20 protein-coding genes are annotated in these 22741 nt (G+C 72.1%); 13 read left to right on the top strand and 7 right to left on the bottom strand.

Annotated features, from left to right (window positions below; translation table 11 throughout):
- Positions 1–35: 35 nt before the first annotated feature.
- The 6 genes from BLV02_RS09750 (at position 36) to BLV02_RS37995 (ending at position 6862) form a co-directional block, all read left to right on the top strand.
- Positions 36–1589 carry a cytochrome b gene (locus BLV02_RS09750; RefSeq protein ID WP_069115279.1) on the top strand — a complete coding sequence of 518 codons (1554 nt, stop codon included), beginning with the start codon at positions 36–38 and terminating at the stop codon, positions 1587–1589.
- Between the two features lie 21 nt (positions 1590–1610).
- Positions 1611–2891, top strand: a complete 1281-nt coding sequence (locus tag BLV02_RS09745) for a serpin family protein (RefSeq protein WP_069115278.1) — start codon at positions 1611–1613, stop codon at positions 2889–2891.
- A gap of 34 nt (positions 2892–2925) precedes the next feature.
- Positions 2926–4053: a serpin family protein gene (locus BLV02_RS09740; protein ID WP_083289286.1), complete on the top strand. Its 1128-nt coding sequence runs from the start codon at positions 2926–2928 to the stop codon at positions 4051–4053.
- Positions 4054–4338: 285 nt separating this feature from the next.
- Positions 4339–5865 carry a GAF domain-containing sensor histidine kinase gene (locus BLV02_RS09735; protein WP_083289285.1) on the top strand — a complete coding sequence of 509 codons (1527 nt, stop codon included), beginning with the start codon at positions 4339–4341 and terminating at the stop codon, positions 5863–5865.
- A gap of 11 nt (positions 5866–5876) precedes the next feature.
- Positions 5877–6518, top strand: a complete 642-nt coding sequence (locus BLV02_RS09730) for a response regulator transcription factor (RefSeq protein ID WP_069115275.1) — start codon at positions 5877–5879, stop codon at positions 6516–6518.
- Between the two features lie 209 nt (positions 6519–6727).
- Entirely contained in the window at positions 6728–6862 is a 135-nt protein-coding gene (locus BLV02_RS37995; protein WP_281243372.1) for a hypothetical protein, read from the top strand.
- Positions 6863–7022: 160 nt separating this feature from the next.
- On the opposite strand, the gene BLV02_RS09725 is transcribed toward BLV02_RS37995, so the two are convergent.
- From BLV02_RS09725 to BLV02_RS09710, 4 genes are all read right to left on the bottom strand, one after another.
- Positions 7023–8003 carry a C40 family peptidase gene (locus tag BLV02_RS09725; protein ID WP_141711894.1) on the bottom strand — a complete coding sequence of 327 codons (981 nt, stop codon included), beginning with the start codon at positions 8001–8003 and terminating at the stop codon, positions 7023–7025.
- A gap of 129 nt (positions 8004–8132) precedes the next feature.
- On the bottom strand, positions 8133–8375 hold the full coding sequence (locus BLV02_RS09720; RefSeq protein WP_069115273.1) for a hypothetical protein: 243 nt from the start codon (positions 8373–8375) through the stop codon (positions 8133–8135).
- 1238 nt (positions 8376–9613) lie between these two features.
- The gene (locus BLV02_RS09715; protein WP_069115272.1) at positions 9614–10906 is read right to left on the bottom strand and encodes an NYN domain-containing protein; all 1293 of its coding nucleotides are present in this window, start codon (positions 10904–10906) and stop codon (positions 9614–9616) included.
- On the bottom strand, positions 10903–11139 hold the full coding sequence (locus BLV02_RS09710) for a hypothetical protein (RefSeq protein ID WP_053206007.1): 237 nt from the start codon (positions 11137–11139) through the stop codon (positions 10903–10905). The genes BLV02_RS09715 and BLV02_RS09710 overlap by 4 nt, the downstream gene beginning before the upstream one ends.
- Positions 11140–11277: 138 nt before the next feature.
- Here BLV02_RS09710 and BLV02_RS09705 point away from each other — a divergent pair, with 138 nt between their 5' ends.
- Both BLV02_RS09705 and BLV02_RS09700 read left to right on the top strand, forming a co-directional pair.
- Complete coding sequence (locus BLV02_RS09705) at positions 11278–13020, top strand: DEDD exonuclease domain-containing protein (RefSeq protein ID WP_069115271.1); 1743 nt, start codon at positions 11278–11280, stop codon at positions 13018–13020.
- A gap of 44 nt (positions 13021–13064) precedes the next feature.
- Entirely contained in the window at positions 13065–13346 is a 282-nt protein-coding gene (locus BLV02_RS09700) for an Lrp/AsnC family transcriptional regulator (protein ID WP_053206009.1), read from the top strand.
- A gap of 432 nt (positions 13347–13778) precedes the next feature.
- Here the strand turns inward: BLV02_RS09700 and trpD are convergent, their stop codons facing one another.
- Positions 13779–14816, bottom strand: coding sequence for an anthranilate phosphoribosyltransferase (trpD, locus tag BLV02_RS09690; RefSeq protein WP_069115269.1), 1038 nt, complete (start codon positions 14814–14816; stop codon positions 13779–13781).
- Positions 14813–15232, bottom strand: a complete 420-nt coding sequence (locus BLV02_RS09685; RefSeq protein WP_069115268.1) for a hypothetical protein — start codon at positions 15230–15232, stop codon at positions 14813–14815. Before BLV02_RS09685 ends, trpD begins: the two co-directional genes overlap by 4 nt.
- Positions 15233–15440: 208 nt before the next feature.
- On the opposite strand from BLV02_RS09685, the gene ctaE reads away from it, so the two are divergent.
- From ctaE to qcrB, 4 genes are read left to right on the top strand one after another with little or no spacing between them, the layout of a single operon-like run.
- Entirely contained in the window at positions 15441–16088 is a 648-nt protein-coding gene (gene ctaE / locus BLV02_RS09680; protein WP_074946261.1) for an aa3-type cytochrome oxidase subunit III, read from the top strand.
- A gap of 11 nt (positions 16089–16099) precedes the next feature.
- Positions 16100–16951 carry a cytochrome bc1 complex diheme cytochrome c subunit gene (gene qcrC / locus BLV02_RS09675; RefSeq protein ID WP_245737720.1) on the top strand — a complete coding sequence of 284 codons (852 nt, stop codon included), beginning with the start codon at positions 16100–16102 and terminating at the stop codon, positions 16949–16951.
- The gene (gene qcrA / locus BLV02_RS09670) at positions 16948–18033 is read left to right on the top strand and encodes a cytochrome bc1 complex Rieske iron-sulfur subunit (RefSeq protein ID WP_069115267.1); all 1086 of its coding nucleotides are present in this window, start codon (positions 16948–16950) and stop codon (positions 18031–18033) included. The genes qcrC and qcrA overlap by 4 nt, the downstream gene beginning before the upstream one ends.
- The gene (gene qcrB / locus BLV02_RS09665; RefSeq protein WP_069115266.1) at positions 18030–19667 is read left to right on the top strand and encodes a cytochrome bc1 complex cytochrome b subunit; all 1638 of its coding nucleotides are present in this window, start codon (positions 18030–18032) and stop codon (positions 19665–19667) included. The genes qcrA and qcrB overlap by 4 nt, the downstream gene beginning before the upstream one ends.
- A 618-nt stretch (positions 19668–20285) precedes the next feature.
- Here qcrB and BLV02_RS09660 read toward each other — a convergent pair.
- On the bottom strand, positions 20286–21401 hold the full coding sequence (locus tag BLV02_RS09660; protein WP_069115265.1) for a DUF4192 domain-containing protein: 1116 nt from the start codon (positions 21399–21401) through the stop codon (positions 20286–20288).
- A 129-nt stretch (positions 21402–21530) separates the two neighbouring features.
- On the opposite strand from BLV02_RS09660, the gene BLV02_RS09655 reads away from it, so the two are divergent.
- Complete coding sequence (locus BLV02_RS09655; RefSeq protein WP_083289296.1) at positions 21531–22505, top strand: DMT family transporter; 975 nt, start codon at positions 21531–21533, stop codon at positions 22503–22505.
- The last annotated feature ends 236 nt before the right edge of the window (positions 22506–22741 follow it).

The raw sequence follows: 22741 nt of genomic DNA, 5'->3' as shown, positions 1-22741 counted from the left end.
GTCCTAGTAGTAGGAGCGATCGCGAGGAGTGCGACATGCCCGACCTGACGAGACACCGGCTGGTCACCGCGGTGGTCGGCCTGGCCGACCGGCACGGACGACCGGCCCGGATCCGCGGACCACGGCGGTGGACGGACCTGTTCGTCCCCCTGGCCGTGGTCAGCTTCCTGCTGGTGCTGGTGTCCGGAGTGCTGCTGGCGTTCTGGTTCGAGCCGTCCATGCGGCCGGTCGTCTACGCCGGCGACTACGCACCGCTGCGCGGCGTGACGATGTCCGAGGCGTACGCGTCGACGGTGCGCATCTCGATGGAGGTGCCGGGCGGCCTGCTGGTCCGCCAGGTGCACCACTGGGCGTCGCTGGTGTTCATCGCGGCGTTGTCGGCGCACCTGCTGCGGGTGTTCCTGGCCGGCGCGTTCCGCGGCTACCGGCGCCTCGTCTGGCTGATCCTGCTGGCGCTGCTGGTGCTGAGCATCGCCGAGGCGTACCTCGGCCACTCGCTGCCGGACGACCTGCAGTCCGGCACCGGCCTGCGGGTCACCGAGGGGTACCTGCTGGCCACGCCGGTCGTGGGCACCTGGCTGTCGTGGCTGGTGTTCGGCGACGAGTTCCCCGGCGACCAGATCATCGGGCGGCTGAACACGATGCACGTGTGGGTGCTGCCGGTGCTGATCGTGGGCCTGGGCGCCGCCTGGGCGCTGCTGGCGTACCGGCGGTGGCGGGCCGCACCGCCCGTCGACGGCGACCCGCCGCGCCGGTACGCCGTCCGCATGGGCGGGCTGGCGCTGCTGGTCTCCGGCGCGATCGTCGCGATGTCGGCGCTCGTGCAGGTCAACCCGGTCTGGCTGTGGGGGCCGTTCGACGCCTCGCAGGCGCCGGCCGGCAGCCGTCCGCCGTGGTACCTCGGGTTCCTCGACGGCGCGGTGCGGCTGATGCCGCCGTGGGAGGTGGACGTGTTCGGCTACACGCTGACGCTGAGCGTCCTGATCCCGGTCATGGTGCTGCCCGGGATCCTGATGGGGACGCTCGCGCTGTACCCGTGGTTCGAGCAGTGGGCCACCCGCGACCGCCGCGACCCCGACGTCCTCGACCGGCCCCGCGACCTGCCGGTGCGCACGGCCCTGGTGGCGGCGTTCGTCGCGTTCTACCTGGTGCTGTGGATCGCCGGCGCCACCGACGTCGTCGCCACGCTGCTGCACGTCCCGCTCGACCCGCTGGTCCGGTTCCTGCAGGTGGCCGTCGTGGTCGTGCCGCCGCTGGCGTTCTGGGTGACGAAGCGGATCCTGCTGGGGCTGCGGCTGCGCGACCTGGACGAGCTGCGGCACGGGCACGCCACCGGCATCGTCGTCGTCAGCCCCGAGGGCGGGTTCAGCGAGCTGCACCGGCCGCTGACGGCACAGGAGGCGCAGCGGCGAGCGCCACGCGAGGCGCTGGTGCCGGCCGGCGCCGTCGCGGCCTCCGACGACAACGGCGTCCCGAACCCGCGCTACCGCGCCGACCGGCCCCGGGCGCTCGCGTCGCGGTTCTACTTCGCCGATCTTCCCGGCAACCGACCCGTCTCCGGCGACGTCCAAGTGAAGGAGCATGGTTGACTCGTTCCCGGAGGTGCGCTCATGTCCCTGCCCCGCGTGGCCGGCGCGGCGCTCGCCAGCGCGTTGCTGCTGGCCGGCTGCGGTTCCGCGGCTGACGACGGGGCTGACGGCTCCGGCGGGGCGGACGCCGCACCCACGAGCACCCGCACCGCCGACCCGGGGCCGGCGCCGCGCATCGACGTCGTCGCCGACCTCGCGCCGGCCGACGCCGGCACCGTCGCGGCGTCGGTCAACCAGTTCGGCTTCGACCTGCTCGGGCAGCTGAGCGACGGCACCGAGAACACCGTCACCTCCCCCGTCTCGGTGGCGTCGCTGCTGGCCATGGTGCTGGCCGGGGCCGGCGGCGACACCGCCTCCGCCATGGCGGCGACACTGCACCTCGACGACCCTCGCGACGTCCGGGTCGGTGCGCTGCTCGACCAGCTGGCCGACACCACCGACGTCACGCTGGCGCCGGCCAACGCGCTGTGGACGCAGCAGGGCGTCCCGTTCGAGGCCGACTACCTGTCGTTCGTCCGCGACTCCTTCGGCGCGACCATCGACGAAGCCGACCTCGGGTCGCAGTCCACCGCCGACGACATCGATGCCTGGGTGCGCGACGCCACCGAGGACCGCATCGACGGCATCGCCGCCGACCTCGGGCTGCCCGACCCCGACGCGGCGCTGGTGCTCGTCAACGCGGTCTACTTCCTCGGCACGTGGACCACGCAGTTCGACCCCGCCGACACCCAGACGCAGGCGTTCACGCTGCCCGACGCCAGCACGGCCGACGTGCCGCTGATGTTCCTGCGCGAGCAGACGCTGCCGTTCGCCCAGCGCGACGGCTACTCCGTGCTTCGGCTGCCCTACGGCGCCGACGGCCGCTACGGCATGGAGATCCTGCTCCCCGACGACCCCGCCGGCCTGCCGCAGCTGCTCTCGTCCCTCGACGCCGCCGAGTGGTCGGCCGCCGTGGGCGCGCTGGCGCCGCAGGAGCTGCAGACCGTCGCGGTGCCGAAGTTCGAGCTCGAGTGGGACGCCGACCTCGGCGACGCGCTGACGGCGCTCGGCATGGGCCCCGCCTTCCAGAACGCCGACTTCCGGCCGATGTCGGCGTACCCGCAGACGCTCGACTCCGTCGTGCACAAGACCTACATCCGGGTCGACGAAGCCGGCACCGAGGCCGCGGCCGTCACCGGCGGCGTCACCCGCAGCTCGGCCGGCCAGAGCTTCCGCGCCGACCGTCCGTTCGCGTTCACCATCTCCGACACCCAGACCGGCGCCATCGTCTTCCTCGGCGCGGTGACCGACCCGCGCGGCTGAGGCCGCGACCCGAGCCCACCGGCGACCCGCGTCGCTGCGACTGGTCACCGAGCTCGACCCGGCCGACACCGGCGCCGTCGCGTCGTCGGTCAACCAGTTCGGCTTCGACCTGCTGGCCCAGGTCGGCGACGGCACCCAGAACACCGTCACGTCGCCGGTGTCGGCGGCCGCGCTGCTGGCCATGGTGCTGGCCGGGGCCGGCGGCCGGACGGCGGACGAGATGGCCGCCGTCCTGCACCTCGACGACTCCCGCGACGTCCGGGTCGGCGCCCTGCTGCGCGACCTGGCCGACACCGACGACGTCACACTGTCCGTCGCCAACGCGCTGTGGGCGCGCGACGGGTACCCGTTCGAGGCGAACTACCTCGCCTTCGCCCGCGACTCCTTCGGCGCCACCGTCGACGACGCCGACCTCGGGTCCCAGGAGACGGCCGACGAGATCGACTCCTGGGTACGCGAACAGACCGAGGACCGCATCGACGGCATCGCCGCCGACCTCGGACTGCCCAGCGGCGACGCCGTCCTGGTGCTGCTGAACGCCGTTTACTTCCTCGGTACCTGGACCACGCAGTTCGACCCCGCCGACACCCGCGACGGCGGTTTCCGGCTCTCTGACGGGAGCACGGCGACGGTGCCGCTCATGCACCGCACCGAGGTCTCCGTCCCCGTCGTCCAGCGCGACGGCTACCGCATGCTCCGGCTGCCCTACGGCGAGGACGAACGCTACGCCATGGAGATCCTGCTCCCCGACGAGGACGTGCCGCTGCCGCGGCTGCTCGGGTCGCTGGACGCCGTGGAGTGGGCCGACGCCGTCGCCGCGCTCCAGCCGGCGAAGATCGGCGACCTCGCGCTGCCCCGGTTCGAGCTGCAATGGAAGGCCGACCTCAACGACCCGCTCCGTGCGCTCGGCATGAACAGCGCGTTCGACGGCGGTGACTTCACCCCGATGTCGCCGGAGAACCCGTTCCTCGGGCCGGTCGTGCAGAAGACGTACCTCCGGGTCGACGAGGCCGGCACCGAGGCGGCCGCCGTCACCGGCGGGGTGATGCTGGAGTCGGCCGGCCAGAGCTTCCGCGCCGACCGTCCGTTCGCGTTCACCATCTCCGACACCCAGACCGGCGCCATCGTCTTCCTCGGCGCGGTGACCGACCCGCGCGGCTGAGGCCGCGATGTCCGTTTCGGCGGCGGAAATCGCACCGCCCGAATCGGGCCTATAACGTACTTCCGGCGGGTGCGCGACCCGAAGCGAAGACGGCGTCACAGCGTCACAGTCCGTTTCCGACCCGTCACTGCCAGTAACGAACGGCCCTGTGGCCCGGATCACGTTTTTGCCGTCTCGAACTACGGGCACATGCCGCGATTCGGAACTCGTGGATCGAAGTTTTACGGCAAACTGCCGCCTGTGAGTGTGTGGGCCCCCGATTCCGTCCAGCGTCATTGGCATGGCGTGGCCGTCGCGCGCCCCGGCATGCTCGCACTCGTCATCGCCCTCACCGGATCGGCCCGCAGCGTCGTCACCGACTGGTGGTGGCTGGGCGCGCTGGCCCTCGTCGCGCTGGCGGCGGCCATCTCCGAGCGCATCCTGCCGCGCACCCGCGTGCGCGTGGCCGCGGAGATGGCGCTCGCGTCGATCATCGTCGGACTCGGCCTGCCCGAGGCCTACCTCGCCCTCCCCTACCTGCTGGTGCCGGCGTTCGCCGCCGGACTGGCCGGCAGCATCATGGGCACCGCCATCACCACGCTCACCGGCGCGATCGGCCTGGCCATCGGCAACGTGCTGGCCGGCGGCAACCTGATCGAGCTGCCCACGTTCGGCAGCGTCTCCGTCTGGGTCGTCATCATCTTCGCCACCGGCGCCATCGGTGCGTGGGTGCTGCGGCTCGACAGCATCCAGGTCGCCGACGGCGGGCGTTACGCCGCCGCGTACCGCCTGTTGTCCGAGCTGCGGGTGGTGTCGCGCCGGCTCTCCGTCGGCCTCGACCCGGGCACGCTGGCGGAGGGACTGCTCGACAACGTCGCCGGGCCGCTCGCGGTCCGTCGGGCCGCCCTGCTGGTGCGGCGCGAGGGCGGCAACCTGTTCCCGCTCGCCCACCGCGGCGAGGACGACGGCTGGCTGCTCGGCGCCGAGCGCGACCCCGTCGTCCTCGAGGCGTGGAGCAGCGAGACACCCGCCTGGACCCCCAACGGCCGCCGCGGCTACCGCGTCGTGCTGCCGCTGCGGGTCGGGTCGCGCACCATGGGCGTCATCGTCGCCGACGTGCCCGACCAGGTCTCGTCCGACGAGCTGCAGGTGCTCGTCGGGTCCACCGATGAGGGCGCGCTGCGGCTCGAGACCGCGCTGCTCTTCGACGAGGTGCGCGAGCTGGCCACCCGCGAGGAGCGGCGCCGGCTGGCTCGGGAGATCCACGACGGCATCGCCCAGGAGCTGACCTCGCTGGGCTACCTCGTCGACGACCTCATCGCACGCACCACCGACGCCGACGCGAAGTCGCTGTCGACCACCCTGCGACAGGAGCTCACCCGCATCCTGTCGAACCTGCGGCACTCGATCTTCGACCTGCGCAGCGACCTCGACCACGACGGCGGCCTCGGCACGTCGCTGTCGGCCTACGCCCGCCAGGTGGGCGCCCAGGCCGGGCTGAAGGTCCACCTCGTGCACCAGGAAGAGCACGACCGCCTGCGTCCCGAGGTCGAGGCCGAGCTGCTGCGCATCGGCCAGGAGGCCATCACCAACGTCCGCAAACACGCCAAGGCGAAGAACCTGTGGGTGACCGTCGCGGTCAGCCCGCCCAATGCGCAGATTCGCGTCGTCGATGACGGCATGGGCATGCGAGAGCAGCCACGTGGCCGCTACGGTCTGGAGATCATGGCCGAGCGGGCCCGGCGAGTCGGCGCAAAGCTCGAGATCACAGACAGGCCCGAGAGCGGTACGGTCGTCGACGTATCCCTCGGCAACGTTTCCGGAGAGGGGTAACAACCGTGCCCATGTCGGTCATGCTCGTGGACGACCATGAGCTCATCCGCCAAGGCCTGCGCCGCGCCTTCGAGCGAGACGCCGGGTTCACCGTGGTCGGCGAGGCGGCCACCGTCGCCGAGGCGGCGAAGCTCGCCGAGGCCACCCAACCCACGGTGGCGGTCATCGACATCCGGCTGCCCGATGGCAGCGGCCTGGAGCTGGCTCAACGGCTCCGGGAGACCCGCGGCGACATCGGCCTGGTCATCCTCACCATGTACGCCGGGGACGACCACCTGTTCGGCGCCCTCGACGCGGGCGCCTCGGCGTTCGTGCCGAAGAGCTCGCCCAGCGACGACGTCGTCGCCGCCGCCCGCCACGCCGCCGCCACCCCGTCCGCCTTCGTCGCCGACGGCCTGGCCGAGGCCATGCAGCGCCGGCTGCACCCCACCGGGCCGCAGCTGACCCGGCGCGAGCGCGAGGTGCTCGACCTCCTCGCCGACGGCCTCGGCGTGTCGAGCATCGCCCGCAAGCTGTACATCAGTGAATCGACCACGAAGACCCACGTCTCGAAGCTCTACGACAAGCTCAACGCGTCCAACCGGGCCCAGGCGATCATGGCCGCCGTGAGAGCTGGGCTGTTGAGCCATGGTGAAGAGGCGCAACCGGGGTAATGTGACACCAGGACGCGCTTCCGTGACATCGAGGCGGTTCTTGTGACACTCCGTGACGCGCAGTCACCGACTGTGACGGACGTCCTCCGTTCGGTCGATACGTAAGTAGACGCTCGCTCCATCGACCCCGAAGTCATCTGACCTCATCCTTGATGCAGGCCGGTATAGACCTGCCGGTTTGAGGTTGAGAAGTCCGGGGGTGATCGACCATGCGTGACGCACTACGGCAACAGAGTTCTCTGCGCATCGAGAGCGCTCTGATGCGGCTGGCCGTGTTCGCTGTGATCCTGGCCGGCACGTGGTTCATCAGCTGGCAGTTGGCGCACGCCATCAGCGTCGGCTGACGTCGCATCGATCAGCGGTTGCACCGCGAGAGCAACCGGTGGAGCGAGCGCCCGTGACAACGGCGTCACGGGTGTCTCGTCCGATCCTCTGAGCCTGGGAACGAATAGAGCCGGACGCCCCTGGGGGCGCCCGGCTCTCGCTGCGTCTGGGTATGCTCGGTCAGCCCGGCCGAGTGGCGCCCGCGAACGGCATGAGGTCGACGTCGTCGACGCTCACGACGTCACCCGGGTGGGTGGCGTGCACGATCTCGCCGCCGCCGATGTAGATGCCGACGTGGCTGATGGGGCTGTAGTAGAAGACGAGGTCGCCGGGCTCGAGCTGGCTCTTCGAGACGCGGGTGCCGACGTTGATCTGGGAGCCGGACGAGCGCGGCAGGCTCACCCCGGCCTCGGCCCAGGCGGCGGACGTCAGACCGGAGCAGTCCCAGCTGTTCGGGCCGTTGCCGCCCCACGCGTAGGGCTCGCCGACCTGCGCCATCGCGAACTCGACCACGACGCCCGCGCGGCCGGACACCGGCGGCGGGTCGGTCGGGGTGTCTTCGTCCTCGTCGGTCTCGTCGTCCTCGCCGCGGTCGGGGACCTCGGCGTTCTCCTCGCGGTCCTCTTCCAGCTGCTCGAGCTCTTCGGCCTCGAGCTGGTCGAGAATCTCCTGCGCGTCGGCCAGCAGCCCCTCGACGGTCGCCTGCTCCGACTTCAGCGTGGCCTCGACGGCCTGCTGGCGGGTCAGCTCTTCGTCGGCCATGAGGCGGGCCGTCTCGTAGCTGCGGCTCACGTCGGCGGCGCTGGCCAGGCTCTCGGCCTGCTGACCGGCGAACGCGTTCATGACCGACGACTGCGCGAGGAAGTCTTCGGGGCTCTCGGCCAGCAGCGTCTGCAGCGTGGGGTCGACGATGCCGCCGGACCGGTACGTGGCCGCGGCATACGCGCCGATCTGCGCCCGCACGGCGTCGACCGCCGCCTGTTGCCGCTCGACCGACGCCTGCGCCCGCTCGATGCGGCGCTTCACCTCGGTGAGCTCGTCAGTAGCGGCGTTGTACCGCTCCGTCGCCTGCTCCGCCTGGTGGTACAGGCTGTCGACCTGTTCCCTGACCTCGGAGATCGTCGGCTTCGGATCGGCGTTGCTCTGGTTGATGAAGGCCATGCCCCCAGCGACGCTGACCGCGGTGGTGCACAGCACGACTAGCGCGCGGCGCGGACGGCGGGGGTGACCACCTGGCTCAGGCACTCTGGTCCTTCCTCGGGGCGGGATACAGGCACCTGGGCCGGGAGCCTAGCCAGCCTCACGCGCCTCCCGCAAATCCCTGGCGGGGGTTTCGGCGGAATTTCTCGCCGCGATGTCACTCTCTGTCACGACCAGACGCAACGGAGGTACCAGCCCGGCGTCGGCGAGCACACCGAGCGCCTGACGCTCCTCACCACCCAACTCGTTGTCGATGGGCCCCAGGAGCACCGAGACCACGCAGTCAGAACACGCCAGGCCCCGCATCTCGCAGCGGTCGCAGTCGATGTGCATGACGTCCCTCCCTTTCGCGCCTTCCGCGGCGAGCCGTCCTCCCCGCTGATCAAGAACGTTAGGGGCAGGGTCCGACAAAGTCGGTGGGCGACCGGAGTATGCGCAGGTGGGGTCGGTGTTGCCAGAGTGGTTTCTGGGGTTCCTGGTGGCTGGGGTTTCGGTTGGCCGGTTTCGGTTTGCCGGGCTCTCGTTGGCTGGGTCTGCCGCGCTGGCCTGCCCCCTGCTGCTCTCGATTGTCGAGGGCGCGGGAGGCCGCCTCAAGCGGACCTCTTTGTTGGCGCTTCGCGCGGTCGGAGGACCGCTTGACCCGGCCGCCCGCGCCCCCGTGAAAGCAGCGTCAGGGGGCCGGCCGAACAATGGGCCCGGGCTTCTAGGTCTGCTGGTCTTCTGGTTCGCTGGCCGCTCACGGGTTCGCTTCGCGCACGGCCACCGGCTCCGCTGTTGGCCGCGGTCCGTCGGCCGCTCACGGGTTCGCTTCGCGCACGGCCACCGGCTCCGCTGTTGGCCGCGGTCCGTCGGCCGCTCACGGGTTCGCTTCGCGCACGGCCACCGGCTCCGCTGTTGGCCGCGGTCCGTCGGCCGCTCACGGGTTCGCTTCGCGCACGGCCACCGGCTCCGCTGTTGGCCGCGGTCCGTCGGCCGCTCACGGGTTCGCTTCGCGCACGGCCACCGGCTCCGCTGTTGGCCGCGGTCCGTCGGCCGCTCACGGGTTCGCTTCGCGCACGGCCACCGGCTCCGCTGTTGGCCGCGGTCCGTCGGCCGCTCACGGGTTCGCTTCGCGCACGGCCACCGGCTCCGCTGTTGGTCCTGGTCCACTGAGAGCACGCTGGCCAGGCGGGGCGTGGGCCGGCGCGGTGGCGGCGACGTCGTCACGGTGCCGGGACGGTCGGGTGCCTCGCGATCTCCCGTCCGCCCGCTGGCCGGCCCACCGATCGCTGACGCCCGGGAAGCCGTCGCACGCCCCGGCGACCGGCGGATAGACCCCGTTTCCGGGGCGTAAGCGCCGGTTTCCGGGGCGTGCGCCGGTTTCCCGGGCGCCACGGTCCTGGCCTGCCCTCACGTCCCAGGCCCATGTCACCTCTCCAGGCCGGATCACGATCACGTCGGCACAGCGACGTCGCCGACGAGCAGACCGGCTTCGTCGTCACCACCATGACGCCGACGTCGTCATCCGACGTGGCGGGTGACACCGCTGTTGGTCCCGGTTCGCTGGCCGTTCACTGACCGCGGCGGCGCGCTCACTGCCGGAGCAGGCCGATCAGCGCTACCGCTTCGACGCTACGTACGCCGGGGCGGCGGACGCCGTCGGCGATCTCGCGGTCGGACGAGACCACGATGACCGGGCGGCCCTGCGGCTCGGCCCGCACCAGGCGCCGGATCAGCTCGTCCGCCGTCTGCCCCACCGGGCTGAACCGCACCCGGATCCCCGTCCCCGCGACCGGCGGCGGCACCGTCACGTCCGCGCCGTCGAAGACCAGGGTGACCTCGGCGCCCGTCCGCGCCGACACCGCCGCCAGCCCCTGCGCGAGCCGGGAGCGCTGGGAGTCCAGCGGCATGGTCGGCCAGGCGGCCTTGGTGACGTTGTAGCCGTCGACGACGAGGTGGACGCGCGGCAAGGACAGCAGCTCGTCGAGGTAGCCGGGCTCGTCGGCCGCCCGGGCGCGGCCGACCGCGCCGCCGTCCAGAGGGCTGCCGGGGATGACCGCCTCGACGGTGTCGGCGGGCGCCAGCGTGGAGGCCGGTAGCGCCAGCTCGCGGCGCAGGCCCGCCGCGGCGTCGCCGAGGGTGTCGAGTAAGAGCGCCAGGCGGGCGGTGCCGAGGCCGCGTTCGGCCCGGCCGCTGCGGCGGGCCGCTTCGAGGGCGGCCTCGGCGTCGGACAGGCGGGTGCGCAGCCGGCGGACCTCGGTCTCGGCGGCGCGGAGGGCGGCGCGGGCGTCGGACAGTTCGCGGCCGGCGTCCTGCTGTTCGTCGCGTTCCTGCTGACGGGCCTCGCTCAGGCGTTCGCGGGTCTCCTGGATGCGCCGCCGCAGCATGGTGTTCTCGGCCTTGACGCGGTCGATCTCGGCCCGCATGGTCGTGCGCAACTCCCGCGTGGCCGCGCGGGCCGCGTCGAGCTGTTCGCGCAGCCGCTCGGCCGCGGCCGCCTCGCGGGTGAGCCGGGCGGCGTCGTCGCCGTGACGGACGGAGGCGGCGGCGGACTCGACCATCGCCTCCCAGCCGTCCGGCCGCAGCAGATAGGCGAGGACGGCGACGTCGACGGGGTCGGCGGCGGCCGGCGCCGTACCCGACTCCAGCGCCTTGGCGAGGGCGGGGTCGGCGGCGGACGCGGTGTCGAGGACACGGCGGCGAAACCCCGGCTCGGTGTCGAGGGCCGACGCGATGGCGCTGCCGCCGAGGCGAGCCCGTTTGGCCGCCGCGAACTTCGCGACCGGCCGCAGCACCCCCGGCACGTCACCCGCGGGCAGCGCGCCCAGCACGTCCGACCCCAGTGCGACCAGCCGCGATCGCACCGAGTCGGGCAGGGTGCTCACGCGGAATCTGGGCGCGCGACGAGCTCCACCGTTCCCTCACCACCGCACCACCGGCAGACCACCCGCTCGACGGACTCGGCGAGCACGTCGGTCTCCTCGACCTTCGGGTCGCCGGCGAGGTCGACGTGGACGAACTCGCGCACGCGGCTGGATCGCACGACGTCGAACCGGGTCAGGTTGCCGCACTGCGCGCAGCGCCACCGAGTGGTCTCGGACGGCTGGGGAACGGGCATGGGCTGCTCCTCGGCGTCGGGTCGTCGGACGTGTTCCCGCCCAGCGTAGGCCGTCCGACGGCGGGTCGTGCCCGGAGATTGTCAGTGCCGGTGCCTACTGTGCGCATCAGGTGGCCGACCGACCGAGAGGGGTGCGACATGACGGCCGTGGCCATCCAGGGCACGCTCGACGAGATCGGCATGCCGCTGGTCTCCACCACGTTCGTCGTGGTCGACCTCGAGACCACGGGCGGCGGGCCCGACGGCAACGAGATCACCGAGATCGGGGCGGTGAAGGTCCGTGGCGGCGAGGTCGTCGGCGAGTTCGACACGCTCGTCCGCCCGGCGTCGTCCATCCCGCCGTTCATCGCCGTGCTCACCGGCATCACCGACTACATGGTGGCCGGCGCGCCGCGCATCCAGTCAGCGCTCCCGGCCTTCCTCGAGTTCGCCCGCGGCAGCGTCCTCGTCGCGCACAACGCGCCGTTCGACGTCGGGTTCCTCAAGGCCGCGTGCGAGGTCACCGGCACCCTCTGGCCCACGTTCCAGGTGCTCGACACCGCGCGGCTGGCCCGCCGGGTGCTCTCGCGCGACGAAGCCCGCGACTGCAAGCTGTCCACGCTGGCCCGGCTGTTCCACGCCTCCACCACGCCCAACCACCGGGCGCTGGCCGACGCCCGGGCCACGGTCGACGTGCTGCACGGGCTGCTGGAGCGGCTCGGCAACGTCGGCGTGCACACCGTCGAAGAGCTGGCGCTCTGGCAGAGCAAGGTCACGGTGGCGCAGCGGCAGAAGCGGCACCTGTCCGAGCAACTGCCGCACGCGCCCGGCGTCTACATGTTCACCGCGCCCGACGGCGAGACCCTCTACGTCGGCAAGAGCAAGGACATGCGCACCCGCGTGCGCACCTACTTCACGGCGTCCGAGACCCGGCCGCGCATGACCGAGATGGTCTCCATCGCCACCGGCGTCACGGGCATCCAGTGCGCCACGCCGCTGGAGGCCGAGGTCCGCGAGCTGCGGCTCATCGCCGAGCGCAAGCCCCGGTACAACCGGCGGTCGCGGTTCCCCGAACGCGGCAGCTGGCTCAAGCTCACCGTCGAGGCGTTCCCGCGGCTGTCGCTGGTCCGGCAGGTCCGCGACGACGGCTCGGCCTACCTCGGGCCATTCGGGTCGCGGCGCATCGCCGAGGCGGCCATGACGGCCATCCACGAGGCGGTGCCGATCCGCCAGTGCACGCAACGGCTGTCCGCGTCGCCGTCGTCGGCGGCGTGCATCCTGGCCGACATGGGCCGCTGCGGCGCGCCGTGCACGGGTGCCGAGTCGGCGGCGGAGTACGCGGTGCACGTCGACCAGGTGCGCGAGGCGTTCACCGGCGACCCCGGCCCGCTGGTGCGCCGGCTGCTGGAGCGCATCACGGCGCTCGCCGGCCAGGAACGCTACGAGGAGGCCGCGGTCCGGCGCGACCGGCTGGCCACGCTGGTGCGGTCCCTCGTGCGGTCGCAGCGCATGGCGTCGCTGGCGTCGGTGCCGCAACTGGTGGCGGCTCGCCGACGTGAGGTGGGTGGGTGGGAGCTGCACGTCATCCGGCACGGCCGGCTGGCCGGCGCCGAGGTCACCCCGCCCGGCGTCGACCCACGCCCGGCCGTCGAGGCCCTCGTCGCGACGGCCGAGACGGTGCAGCCGGCGCCGTCGCCGCTGCCCGCCGCCACCGCCGAGGAGACTGAGTGCGTGCTGCGCTGGCTCGAGACCCCCGGCACCCGCCTCGTCCGCGTCGACGGCGTCTGGACGCTCCCCTGGCCCGGCGCGGGCGCCTACACCGCCGTCGCCGACGCCCGCGAGGACGATCAACGCGCCGCCCGCCCGTTCGCCGACCGGCGTCCCCTGCGGCCGCTGCGCTAGCGGTAGTGTCGGCGCCGTACCGGTACACCCCGAGGAGACATCACGTGATCACCGCCATCGTGTTCATTCAGGCCGACGTCGCGCGCATCCCGGAGGTCGCGACGGAGATCGCCGCCCTCGACGGCGTCAGCGAGGTCTACTCGGTCACCGGCGACATCGACCTCGTCGCCCTGGTCCGGGTGCGCACCCACGACGCCATCGCCGAGGTCGTCGCCGACCGCCTCAACAAGGTCGACGGCGTGCTCAACACCGAGACGCACATCGCCTTCCGCACCTACTCCAAGCACGACCTCGAGGCCGCGTTCGCCCTCGGCGCCGAGGACTGACGAGGTCCGCCGCTGGGCGGCCGGTCGCCGCCGAGCGGCCGGTCGCCGGCGCGCAGTTGGTCGCCGCCGAGCAGCCGGTCGCCGCCGAGCAGCCGGTCGCCGCTGGGCCGCCGGTCGCGGCCGGATGGCCGGTCACCGGCGCGCAGCTGGTCGCGGCCAGTCACCGGTGCGCAGCCGGCCACTCCGCGCCGACGCGTTCGTCCGCCGGGTTGAAGCCGACACGGCTCAGCCGCCGGGGTTCGAGCCGTCGTGAGCGCGTGGCCGGTGCAAGTCGAGCGTGGTAGGCATGACCCGCCCGGCCCGGGTGGGGCCCACCCTAGGGGCGGGCACCGACAGACTCGGCGGAAATCCGGCTGACCAGCGGTTCCCGGCTCACCGGTGGTTCCCGCTGACCAGCGGTTCCCGGCTCACCAGCGCCAGAAGCGCCCGGCGTCAGGCGGAGGCGGCGGCCACCCAGCGGTCCAGCACCTGCTGGGCCGCGCCGGAGTCGATGGCTGCTGTGGCCTTCTCCAGGCCCGCCGCCAGCCGGTCGGTCAGCGACCCGTCCAGTGCGTCGTAGGCCGCCAGCCCCGCCGCGGCGTTGAGCAGCACCGCGTCACGCACCGGACCCTTCTCGCCGCCGACGAACCGCCGGGCCACGCCGACGTTGTAGGCGACGTCGCCGCCGCGCAGGGCCTCGGCCGGCACCGGCGCGATGCCCAGCGACGTCGGGTCGAACCGCTCTTCCGTCACGTCGCCGTCGCGCACGACCCATACCCGCGACGTCGTCGTGGTGGTCAGTTCGTCGAGGCCGTCGTCGCCGCGGAAGACCAGGGCGGACGTGCCGCGTCCGGCCAGCACGCCGGCGATCAGCGCCGCCACCCGCGGGTCGGCCACGCCGACGGCCTGGGCGCTGGGCCGGGCCGGGTTGGCCATCGGGCCGAGCATGTTGAACGTCGTCTGGATGCCCAGCTCGGCGCGCGCCGTCGACGCGTGCCGCAGCGACGGGTGGAACGCCGGGGCGAAGCAGAACGTGATGCCGGCCTCGACGGCGATCTCGGCCACCCGCGCGGCCGGGAGATCGAGCCGGACGCCGAGCCCCTCCAGCAGGTCGGCCGACCCGCACAGCGAGGACGCCGCACGGTTGCCGTGCTTGACGACGCGCGCACCGGCCCCAGCCGCGGCGATGGCCGCCATGGTGGAGATGTTGACGGTGTGCGCGCGGTCGCCGCCGGTGCCGACGATGTCCAGGGCGGGACCGGGGTCGGGGAACGGCGTCGCGACCTCGTACATGGCCCGGACCAGACCCTCGAGCTCGGTGACGGTCTCACCCTTGGCACGCAGCGCGACCGCGAACCCGGCGATCTGCACCGGCGTCGCCTCGCCGCGCATGATCTCGCCCATCGCCCAGGCGGCCGCCTCGGTGGAGAGGTCGTCGCCCGCGACCAGCGCCGTCAGGACGGCGGGCCAGGTCTGCTGCGTCTCGCTCATGAGGTGGCGGTGACGTCGGACGCGCGGCGCCGCATGAGGCCGGCCACGGCCGACGCGACGGCGATGGGGTCGAGCGGGTGCGACACGACCGCCTCGGCCCGCGACCACGTCGCCAGCCAGGCGTCCTGCGGGCGGCCGATCAGCACCAGCACGGGCGGAGCGTTGTAGATCTCCTCCTTGATGGTGCGGGCCAGGCCCATGCCGCCGGCCGGGACGGCCTCGCCGTCGAGCACGGCGATGTCGATGCCGCCGGCGTCGAGCGTCCGCATGGCGACGGCTGGCGTGGCGACCTCGACGAACTCGACCTTCGGCAGGTCCGCGGCCGGACGCCGGCCGATGGCCAGCCGCACCTGCTCGCGCGTGGTGCGGTCGTCGCTGTAGACGAGGATCGTCGTGGTCGGCTCGGTGCTGCTCATCCTGCGGGTCCTCGCTGGGATCTCTCGGCTGGCTGGCTGGTCGAGACGATGGTACCGGTGCGCGCCCGCCGCGCGGCGAGGACCATCTCGCCGTCCGATCACTGAGGTAAGGCTTGCTTAACTTTCTGCGACCGCGCAGGATGGAAGGGACACGCCGGGAACTCTCAACCCCGGGGTCCTGTCGTGCTCGCGAACTGCGACCGACATAATGACGGGCGTGGCTTCTGCAACCGCCGTCGACGCTGCCCACACGAGGCAACCCGAGCGACCGAATCTCGTCGCCGTCGGGGTCATCGTGTGGCTGTCCAGTGAGCTGATGTTCTTCGCGGCCCTGTTCGCGATCTACTTCACGCTCCGGTCCAACGCCCCTGCCCTCTGGGAACAGCAGTCCGAGCTGCTCAACGTCCCCTTCTCGCTGGTGAACACCACCGTTCTGGTGCTGTCTTCGGTCACCTGCCAGTTGGGCGTGTTGCGGGCCGAGCGAGGCCAGGTCGGCCGCTTGGGCAGCCTCTGGCAGGTGGGCAAGTGGGGCATGCGCGAGTGGTTCGTGCTGACGTTCCTCATGGGCGCCTTCTTCATCGGCGGCCAGGTGTTCGAGTACGCCGAGCTGGCGCTGCACGAGGGCCTGACGTTGTCCAGCGACCCGTACGGCTCCATCTTCTACCTGGCCACCGGGTTCCACGGCATCCACGTCACGCTCGGCCTCATCGCGTTCCTGTTCCTGCTGGGTCGCACCTTCATGACGCGCCGGTTCACCCACGAACAGGCCACCAGCACGATCGTCGTGTCCTACTACTGGCACTTCGTCGACGTCGTCTGGATCGCCCTGTTCCTCACCATCTACGTGGTCAAGTGACGAGGAGAGACGTGCCCAGATCGTTGCCCGGCCGACCCCGCGGCTCGCGGATCGGGCGGCTGCTGTCCACCCGGCGCCGGCACCCGCTCGCCGCGATCGCCGTGCTGGTGGCCGTCCTGTTCACCGCCGGCGGCGCGTACGCCGCGCTGGCGCCGTCGACGTCGCAGAACGTCCAGGCCGCCTCCTCCACGCAGATCGAAGAGGGCCGGCAGCTGTTCGCCATCGGCTGTTCCTCCTGCCACGGCCTGAACGGTGAGGGCCAGATCAACGCCAACGGCGACGTGCTCGGCCCGTCGCTGATCGGCGTCGGCGCCGCCTCCGTCGACTTCCAGGTCGGCACCGGCCGCATGCCGCTGGCCGCGCCGTCCGCGCAGGCCATCCGCAAGCCGGTCTCGTACACGCAGGACCAGATCGACGCGCTCGCCGCGTTCGTCGCCTCGCTGGCGCCCGGCCCGGCCGAGCCCGACGAGCAGTACCTCGACCCGTCCCAGGGCGACGTCGCGCGCGGCGGCGAGCTGTTCCGCACCAACTGCTCCCAGTGCCACAACACCACCGGTCAGGGTGGTGCGCTGACGATGGGCCAGTTCGCGCCGAACCTCACCGGCGTCGAGCCGAGGCACATCTACGAAGCCATGCTCACCGGCCCGCAGGCCATGCCGGTGTTCAACGACGCGACGGTCACCCCCGAGGACAAGCGCGACATCATCGCGTTCCTCGACAGCGTGCAGAACGAGGCGGACCCGGGTGGCCTCGCCATCGGCCGGGCCGGCCCGGTCGCCGAAGGTCTCTGGGCGTGGCTGGTCGGTATCGGCCTGCTGATCGGCATGGCCACCTGGATCGTGACGAGGTCGTCGAAGGCATGAGCACGCACAACGTGAACCCCAACGGTGACGAGCACGCGGTCGTTCCGCACGGCGAGCACGCCGTGGTGCCGGCCGACCCGATCGCCGATCCCGGACTCCACCACGACGACACCCGGCTCACCGACGTCGACGACAAGGCCGAGCGGCGCGCCGAGCGGCAGGTCGCCGGCATGTTCACGCTGGCCGCGCTGCTGACCGTCGCGTTCATCGTCTTCTACGTGGTCGTCGGGATCCACCCCGACGACCCCGAGAACGGTGTGAACCTCGGCGACGTCCAGGTGTCGAACCTGACGCTCGGGCTCACGCTGGGCCTCGCGCTGTTCCTCGTCGGCGCCGGCGCCGTCCAATGGGCGCGGTCGCTGATGACGTCCCCCGAGGTCGTGCACGAGCGGCACGAGCTGCGCAGCGACGACGAGACCCGCGCGGCCGCGCTGAACGACTTCGAGGTCGGCACCGAGGAGACCGGCTTCGGCCGGCGCAAGCTGATCCGCAACTCGCTGCTGGGCGCGCTGGCGCTGCTGCCGCTGCCCGCGGTGATCATGCTGCGCGACCTCGGTCCCAACACCGGCGGGACGCCGGCCCAGCGCAAGGAGCACACCATCTGGGCCGAGGGCGTGCGCGTCCTCACCGACGTCACGTTCATGCCCATCCGGGCCGCCGACCTCGAGATCGGCCAGCTGGTCAACGCCATGCCGGCGACGTTCGAGGACCTCCCCGAGCACGGGCCCGAGCGCATCAACGAGCGGGCGAAGTCGCCGGTCATGCTGGTGCGCATGCTGCCCGAGGACATCCACATCGCGCCCGGCCGCGAGAACTGGGGCGTCGACGGCATCCTCGCGTACTCCAAGATCTGCACGCACGTCGGTTGCCCGATCAGCCTCTACGAGCAGACGACGCACCACATGCTCTGCCCGTGCCACCAGTCGACGTTCGATCTATCGGACAACGGCAAGGTGATCTTCGGCCCGGCGACGCGGAGCCTCCCGCAGCTGCCGATCGCCGTAGACTCGGAGGGCTACCTGATCGCACAGAGCGACTTCACCGAGCCCGTGGGGCCGAGCTACTGGGAGCGCACGCGATGAGCGCCATCGTCAACGGTGCCGGCAAGGTCGTCGACTTCGTCGACCAGAGGATCACCGCGTCCAACTGGCTGAAGCGCAACATCCGCAAGGTCTTCCCCGACCACTGGTCGTTCCTGCTCGGGGAGATCGCGCTGTTCAGCTTCATCATGATCCTGCTGTCGGGCGTGTTCCTGACGCTCTGGTTCAAGCCGAGCATGGCGCACATCGCCTACGAGGGTGCCTATCTCCCGATGCGCGGCGTCGGCATGTCCGAGGCGTACTCGACGACACTGGAGCTGTCGTTCGAGGTGCGCGGCGGCCTGCTGATGCGTCAGGTGCACCACTGGGGCGCGCTGATCTTCCTGGCCGCGATGTCGGCGCACATGCTGCGGGTGTTCTTCACCGGCGCGTTCCGCAAGCCGCGTGAGATCAACTGGCTGATCGGTGTGGTGCTGCTGGTCCTGGGCGTGGCGGCCGGCTTCACCGGCTACTCCCTCCCCGACGACCTGCTGTCGGGCACCGGCCTGCGGATCATCGAGGGCGGCATGCTCGCCATCCCGATCGTCGGCACCTACATGTCGTCATTCCTGTTCGGCGGCGAGTATCCGGGCGACGACATCATCGCCAGGCTCTATCCCCTGCACATCCTGCTCGTTCCAGGGCTCATCCTGGCGCTGGTGACGGCGCACCTGATGATCCTCTGGTACCAGAAGCACACCCACTGGGGCGGCCCCGGCAAGACGAACCACAACGTCGCCGGCGCGCCGTTCTTCCCGATCTACGTGGCCAAGGCCGGTGGCTTCCAGTTCATCGTCATGGGCGTCATCGTCCTGCTGGCAGCGACGATCCAGATCAACCCGGTCTGGTTGTGGGGCCCGTACGATCCATCGGTCGTGTCGGCCGGCACCCAGCCCGACTGGTACGTCGGCTTCCTCGACGGCGCTCTACGTGTCATGCCTCCATGGGAGTTCTACGTCTTCGGGCACCCGGTCACGATGAGCGTGCTGATCCCGGCGATCCTGCTGCCCGGCATCATCCTGACGCCGCTCGCGCTGTACCCGTGGCTCGAGCAGAAGGCGACCGGCGACACCCGGGAGCACCACCTGCTGGACCGGCCGCGCAACGTGCCGGTGCGGACGGGCCTCGGTGTCGCGTTCATCGTCTTCTACATCCTGCTGTGGATCGCCGGTGGTAACGACTTCTTCGCGACGATCCTGGAGATCCCGGTCAACTGGATCACCAGGTTCATCCAGGTCGGCGTGTTCGTGCTGCCACCACTCGCGTTCTTCCTGACGAAGCGGATCTGCCTGGGTCTGCAGCGTCGCGATCGCGACAAGGTGATGCACGGCCGCGAGACCGGCATCGTCATGGTCAGCCCCGACGGCGAGTTCTCGGAGCTGCACGCTCCGCTGTCGCAGTCGCAGGCCTACCAGCTGACGTGGCACGAGCGGCAGCTGCCGTCCGACCCCGGCCCCGCGACGGACGTCAACGGCATCCCGAACCCGAACTACCGCGCCAAGCGTGCCCAGGCCCGCCTCTCCCGCTTCTACTTCGGCGACGTCGTGCAGAAGCCGACGCGGGAAGAACTCGAGGCCGCCCACCACGACGGCCACGGCGACTCTGCCCGCGACGAACTGCCCAGCGGTCAGCAGTAGCAGCCTCGGTTCCGCGGTCCACCGGAGCGCCCGGGTCGTCCACACGGACGGCCCGGGCGTTCTGCGTTCGCCCTGCGGCGTCCCTTTGCCGGCGCGCCCGGTGCGGCGTAGGAACGTGCGCGACGCGGCGCGCACCCGCTGCGGCGCGGGCACGCGGTCACACATCCGGCCGCGCAGGAACGTACTCGGCGCAGGAACGTGCCCGGCGCAGCCGCACACCCGTGGCGGCACGGCCACGCAGCACACACCCGGCCGCGCAGGAACGTACCCGGCGCAGCCGCACACCCGCTGCGGCGCGGCCACGCGGTCACACATCCGGCCGCGCAGGAACGTGCCCGGCAACCTAGCCCGCGCCCAGTGCTGCGACGCGTCCACTCGCCACCCGCAGGCAGCTCGTCGCCAGCGTCGGCGTCGTCGCCGTTCGGTGGCGCGCGGCGCTTCTCCCCCGGCAGCTCGGCACCCGTCGCCCAGCCGTCGAGCCGTCGAGCACCCGCCGCAGGGCCACCGGTCCACCCAGCGCTGTCCGGGCGACGTCAGGAACGTCCGGGTCTCGTCGAGCGACGCGCCCACCCACCAGCTGGTGACGAAGACACAGCGCCGTGGACCCACGCCGCGTCTCTAGGCCGCCCCAGCTCCGCTCACCTCCCTCCGAGCACGATCCGCCACCTCGACGGCCTCGCGCGTCAGGGCGGCGATGTGGCCGGGGCTCACCTGACCCTCGAGACAGTCGCGCAGCAGCTGGGCCATGGTGTGCTGGGGATCGATGAACTGCACCCGGTCGAGCGCCACGTTCGCCAGCGCGCCGTCGCCCTGCTGGTAGGCCACCCACGCCACGACGCTGCAGATGGGCGCCGCCCGGGAGTCGGGGGCGCGCCGGGCCAGCGTGGTCAGCAGGCCCAGCCAGGCGACTGGATCGGCGACCTCGAACGCAAGGAACCGATCGCGCACGAGGAGGTCGGCCGCGCCGAGGCTCAGCCGCGCCACGTCGTCATCGGTCGGCGCCGGCCCGCCCTCGGCCGTCCGCGCCAGTAGCAGCCGCGCGAGCACCAGCGTCCGGCCCCGCACCGCCTCGACACCCTCGGTCAGCGCCTCCGCCGCCAGCTCGCGGTCGACCCGCTCGAAGACCTCGACCATCGCCTGCTCGTCCGCACCGGACGGGCCGCGCACGGCGTCTTCCAGCTCACGTCGCGACGCGAGCGTGCGCCGTCCGGCCAGCGCCATCAACGCCTCGAGATCGGCCGCCGCACCGACGCCGGGAGCGGGCAACGGCACGCCCTCGGCTGGGCAGCAGCCCGGACGGTCGCAGTCGTACGTCCACCACCGCCCGCCGTCGACGTACGCCGTCCCCAGGACCGCGACCGGGCCGCCGGCCAGCACGGCCAGCACGCGGTCGACCACCTCCTGATGCGGCAGCGGGCCCAGGTATACGTCGTCGGGCGGGTGCCGCGGCGCCGCCCGGGCACCCGGCGGTCCGCCGTCGCCGTAGCAGACAAGGAGGACGGCGTCGGGCTGCCCGTGTTCGATGCGCCTGGCCACCTCGGCCGCGAAGTCGTCGTAGTGGCCGGTGGGCAGGTCGAAGCGCAACAGCGTGCCGGTGCGCTGCTGTTCGAGGTCGACGTGGACCGCGACCATGCTGGACTGCGGCGTGAAGCCGATGAGGTGCGGGACCGCGGCCAGGAGCTCACCGGGGTTGCCCGCCGTGACGGTGGTGTTGTGGGGTTCGCGTATCTTCATGGGGGCGACACTCCTCTGCGAGGCTCTTCGGCTCAACCGCCGATCGCTGAAATGTGGACAACTGCCGCCGCCAGGAGTCGCTGTGGACAACGCGTTCCAGTGGGGCGCGCGATGGTCGAGGAGGCCGGTGTGTCCCGTCGAGGGTGGATACTCTTCGTCGCGCTGGGGATCATCTGGGGAATCCCCTACATGCTCATCAAGGTCGCCGTCGACGAGCTGTCGCCGGCCTCGATCGTGCTGGCGCGGACGGCGATCGGCGCGGCGCTCCTGCTGCCGCTGGCGGCACGGCGCGGGTACCTGCGTCCGCTGCTCCCCCACTGGCGGATGCTGCTGGCGTTCACGCTGATCGAGATCTGCATCCCTTGGTATCTGCTCGGGTATGCCGAGCAGGAGCTGTCCAGCTCCCTGACCGGTCTGCTGGTCGCCGCGGTGCCGCTGGTCGGCGCCGTGCTGGTGTGGGCGATGGGGACGGAGCGGCCGGGACGGCGGCGGCTGGCCGGTTTGCTGGTGGGCTTCGCCGGCGTCGCGGCCCTCGTCGGCTTCGACGTCGAGGCGAGCAGTCCGGCGCCGGTCCTGGCGGTCGCGGGGACCGCGGTCTGTTACGCCGTCGGGCCGATCATCCTGGCGCGCTGGCTGTCGCAGCTGCCCGGCCTCGGCGTCATGGCGGCCTCCCTGACGGCGTCGGCGGTGCTGTACCTGCCGCTCGGGCTGGCGCAGTGGCCGGGCGAGGCGCTGTCGGGCGAGGTCTGGCTCAGCGTCACCGGCCTCGGCGTCGTGTGCACGGTGGCGGCGTTCCTGGTGTTCTTCGCGCTGGTCGCGGAGGTCGGGCCAAGCCGGGCGACGGTCATCACGTACGTGAACCCGGCGGTGGCGCTGCTACTCGGCGTCGCGGTGCTGGACGAGCGGATCACGGTGTTCACCGGGGTCGGGTTCGGGCTGATCCTGATCGGCTCGGTGCTGGCGACGTCGAAGGACAAGGAGCCGGAGCCGGCGGTCGTGCCCGCGGCGACGGCTTCGGATCGGGCGGCGGGCGACGGGTCGCGGTCCCGAGAGGCGCTCGACGTGACGTGCGACGACATCGCGCGGCCGGTCCCGGAGCCCTGAGCCTGAGCTGACCTCGGAGCCCGGACCACGCTGCGCCGGCCGTTGCACCGGTCACGGCCGGGTACTGGTGGACGGCGCTGATCGGCCCGCTGTTGCGCAGCGGGTCGGTAGCGGCGGTGTTCGCAGCGGCGGGCGGGTCACCGAGGTGCGGCGCTCGGAGGGTGCTGGACGCACGTGGCCGGCTCCGGTGATCGGCGGTAGCGGGCCGTGCCCGAGGCTGCGATGCGCAGGGCGGG

The organism is Jiangella alba (genome assembly GCF_900106035.1).
Classification (GTDB): domain Bacteria; phylum Actinomycetota; class Actinomycetes; order Jiangellales; family Jiangellaceae; genus Jiangella; species Jiangella alba.
The sequence above is the reverse complement of the archived record's forward strand: the minus strand, read 5'-3'. Positions and strand labels throughout refer to the sequence as shown.

Excerpts from the sequence above, each read along its gene's own strand:
- BLV02_RS09750 (WP_069115279.1), top strand. The coding sequence starts at position 36 with ATGCCCGACCTGACGAGACACCGGCTGGTCACCGCGGTGGTCGGCCTG.
- BLV02_RS09745 (WP_069115278.1), top strand. The coding sequence starts at position 1,611 with ATGTCCCTGCCCCGCGTGGCCGGCGCGGCGCTCGCCAGCGCGTTGCTG.
- BLV02_RS09730 (WP_069115275.1), top strand. The coding sequence starts at position 5,877 with ATGTCGGTCATGCTCGTGGACGACCATGAGCTCATCCGCCAAGGCCTG.
- BLV02_RS37995 (WP_281243372.1), top strand. The coding sequence starts at position 6,728 with ATGCGTGACGCACTACGGCAACAGAGTTCTCTGCGCATCGAGAGCGCT.
- BLV02_RS09725 (WP_141711894.1), bottom strand. The coding sequence starts at position 8,003 with ATGGCCTTCATCAACCAGAGCAACGCCGATCCGAAGCCGACGATCTCC.
- BLV02_RS09720 (WP_069115273.1), bottom strand. The coding sequence starts at position 8,375 with ATGCACATCGACTGCGACCGCTGCGAGATGCGGGGCCTGGCGTGTTCT.
- BLV02_RS09710 (WP_053206007.1), bottom strand. The coding sequence starts at position 11,139 with ATGCCCGTTCCCCAGCCGTCCGAGACCACTCGGTGGCGCTGCGCGCAG.
- BLV02_RS09705 (WP_069115271.1), top strand. The coding sequence starts at position 11,278 with ATGACGGCCGTGGCCATCCAGGGCACGCTCGACGAGATCGGCATGCCG.
- trpD (WP_069115269.1), bottom strand. The coding sequence starts at position 14,816 with ATGAGCGAGACGCAGCAGACCTGGCCCGCCGTCCTGACGGCGCTGGTC.
- BLV02_RS09685 (WP_069115268.1), bottom strand. The coding sequence starts at position 15,232 with ATGAGCAGCACCGAGCCGACCACGACGATCCTCGTCTACAGCGACGAC.
- ctaE (WP_074946261.1), top strand. The coding sequence starts at position 15,441 with ATGACGGGCGTGGCTTCTGCAACCGCCGTCGACGCTGCCCACACGAGG.
- qcrA (WP_069115267.1), top strand. The coding sequence starts at position 16,948 with ATGAGCACGCACAACGTGAACCCCAACGGTGACGAGCACGCGGTCGTT.
- qcrB (WP_069115266.1), top strand. The coding sequence starts at position 18,030 with ATGAGCGCCATCGTCAACGGTGCCGGCAAGGTCGTCGACTTCGTCGAC.
- BLV02_RS09660 (WP_069115265.1), bottom strand. The coding sequence starts at position 21,401 with ATGAAGATACGCGAACCCCACAACACCACCGTCACGGCGGGCAACCCC.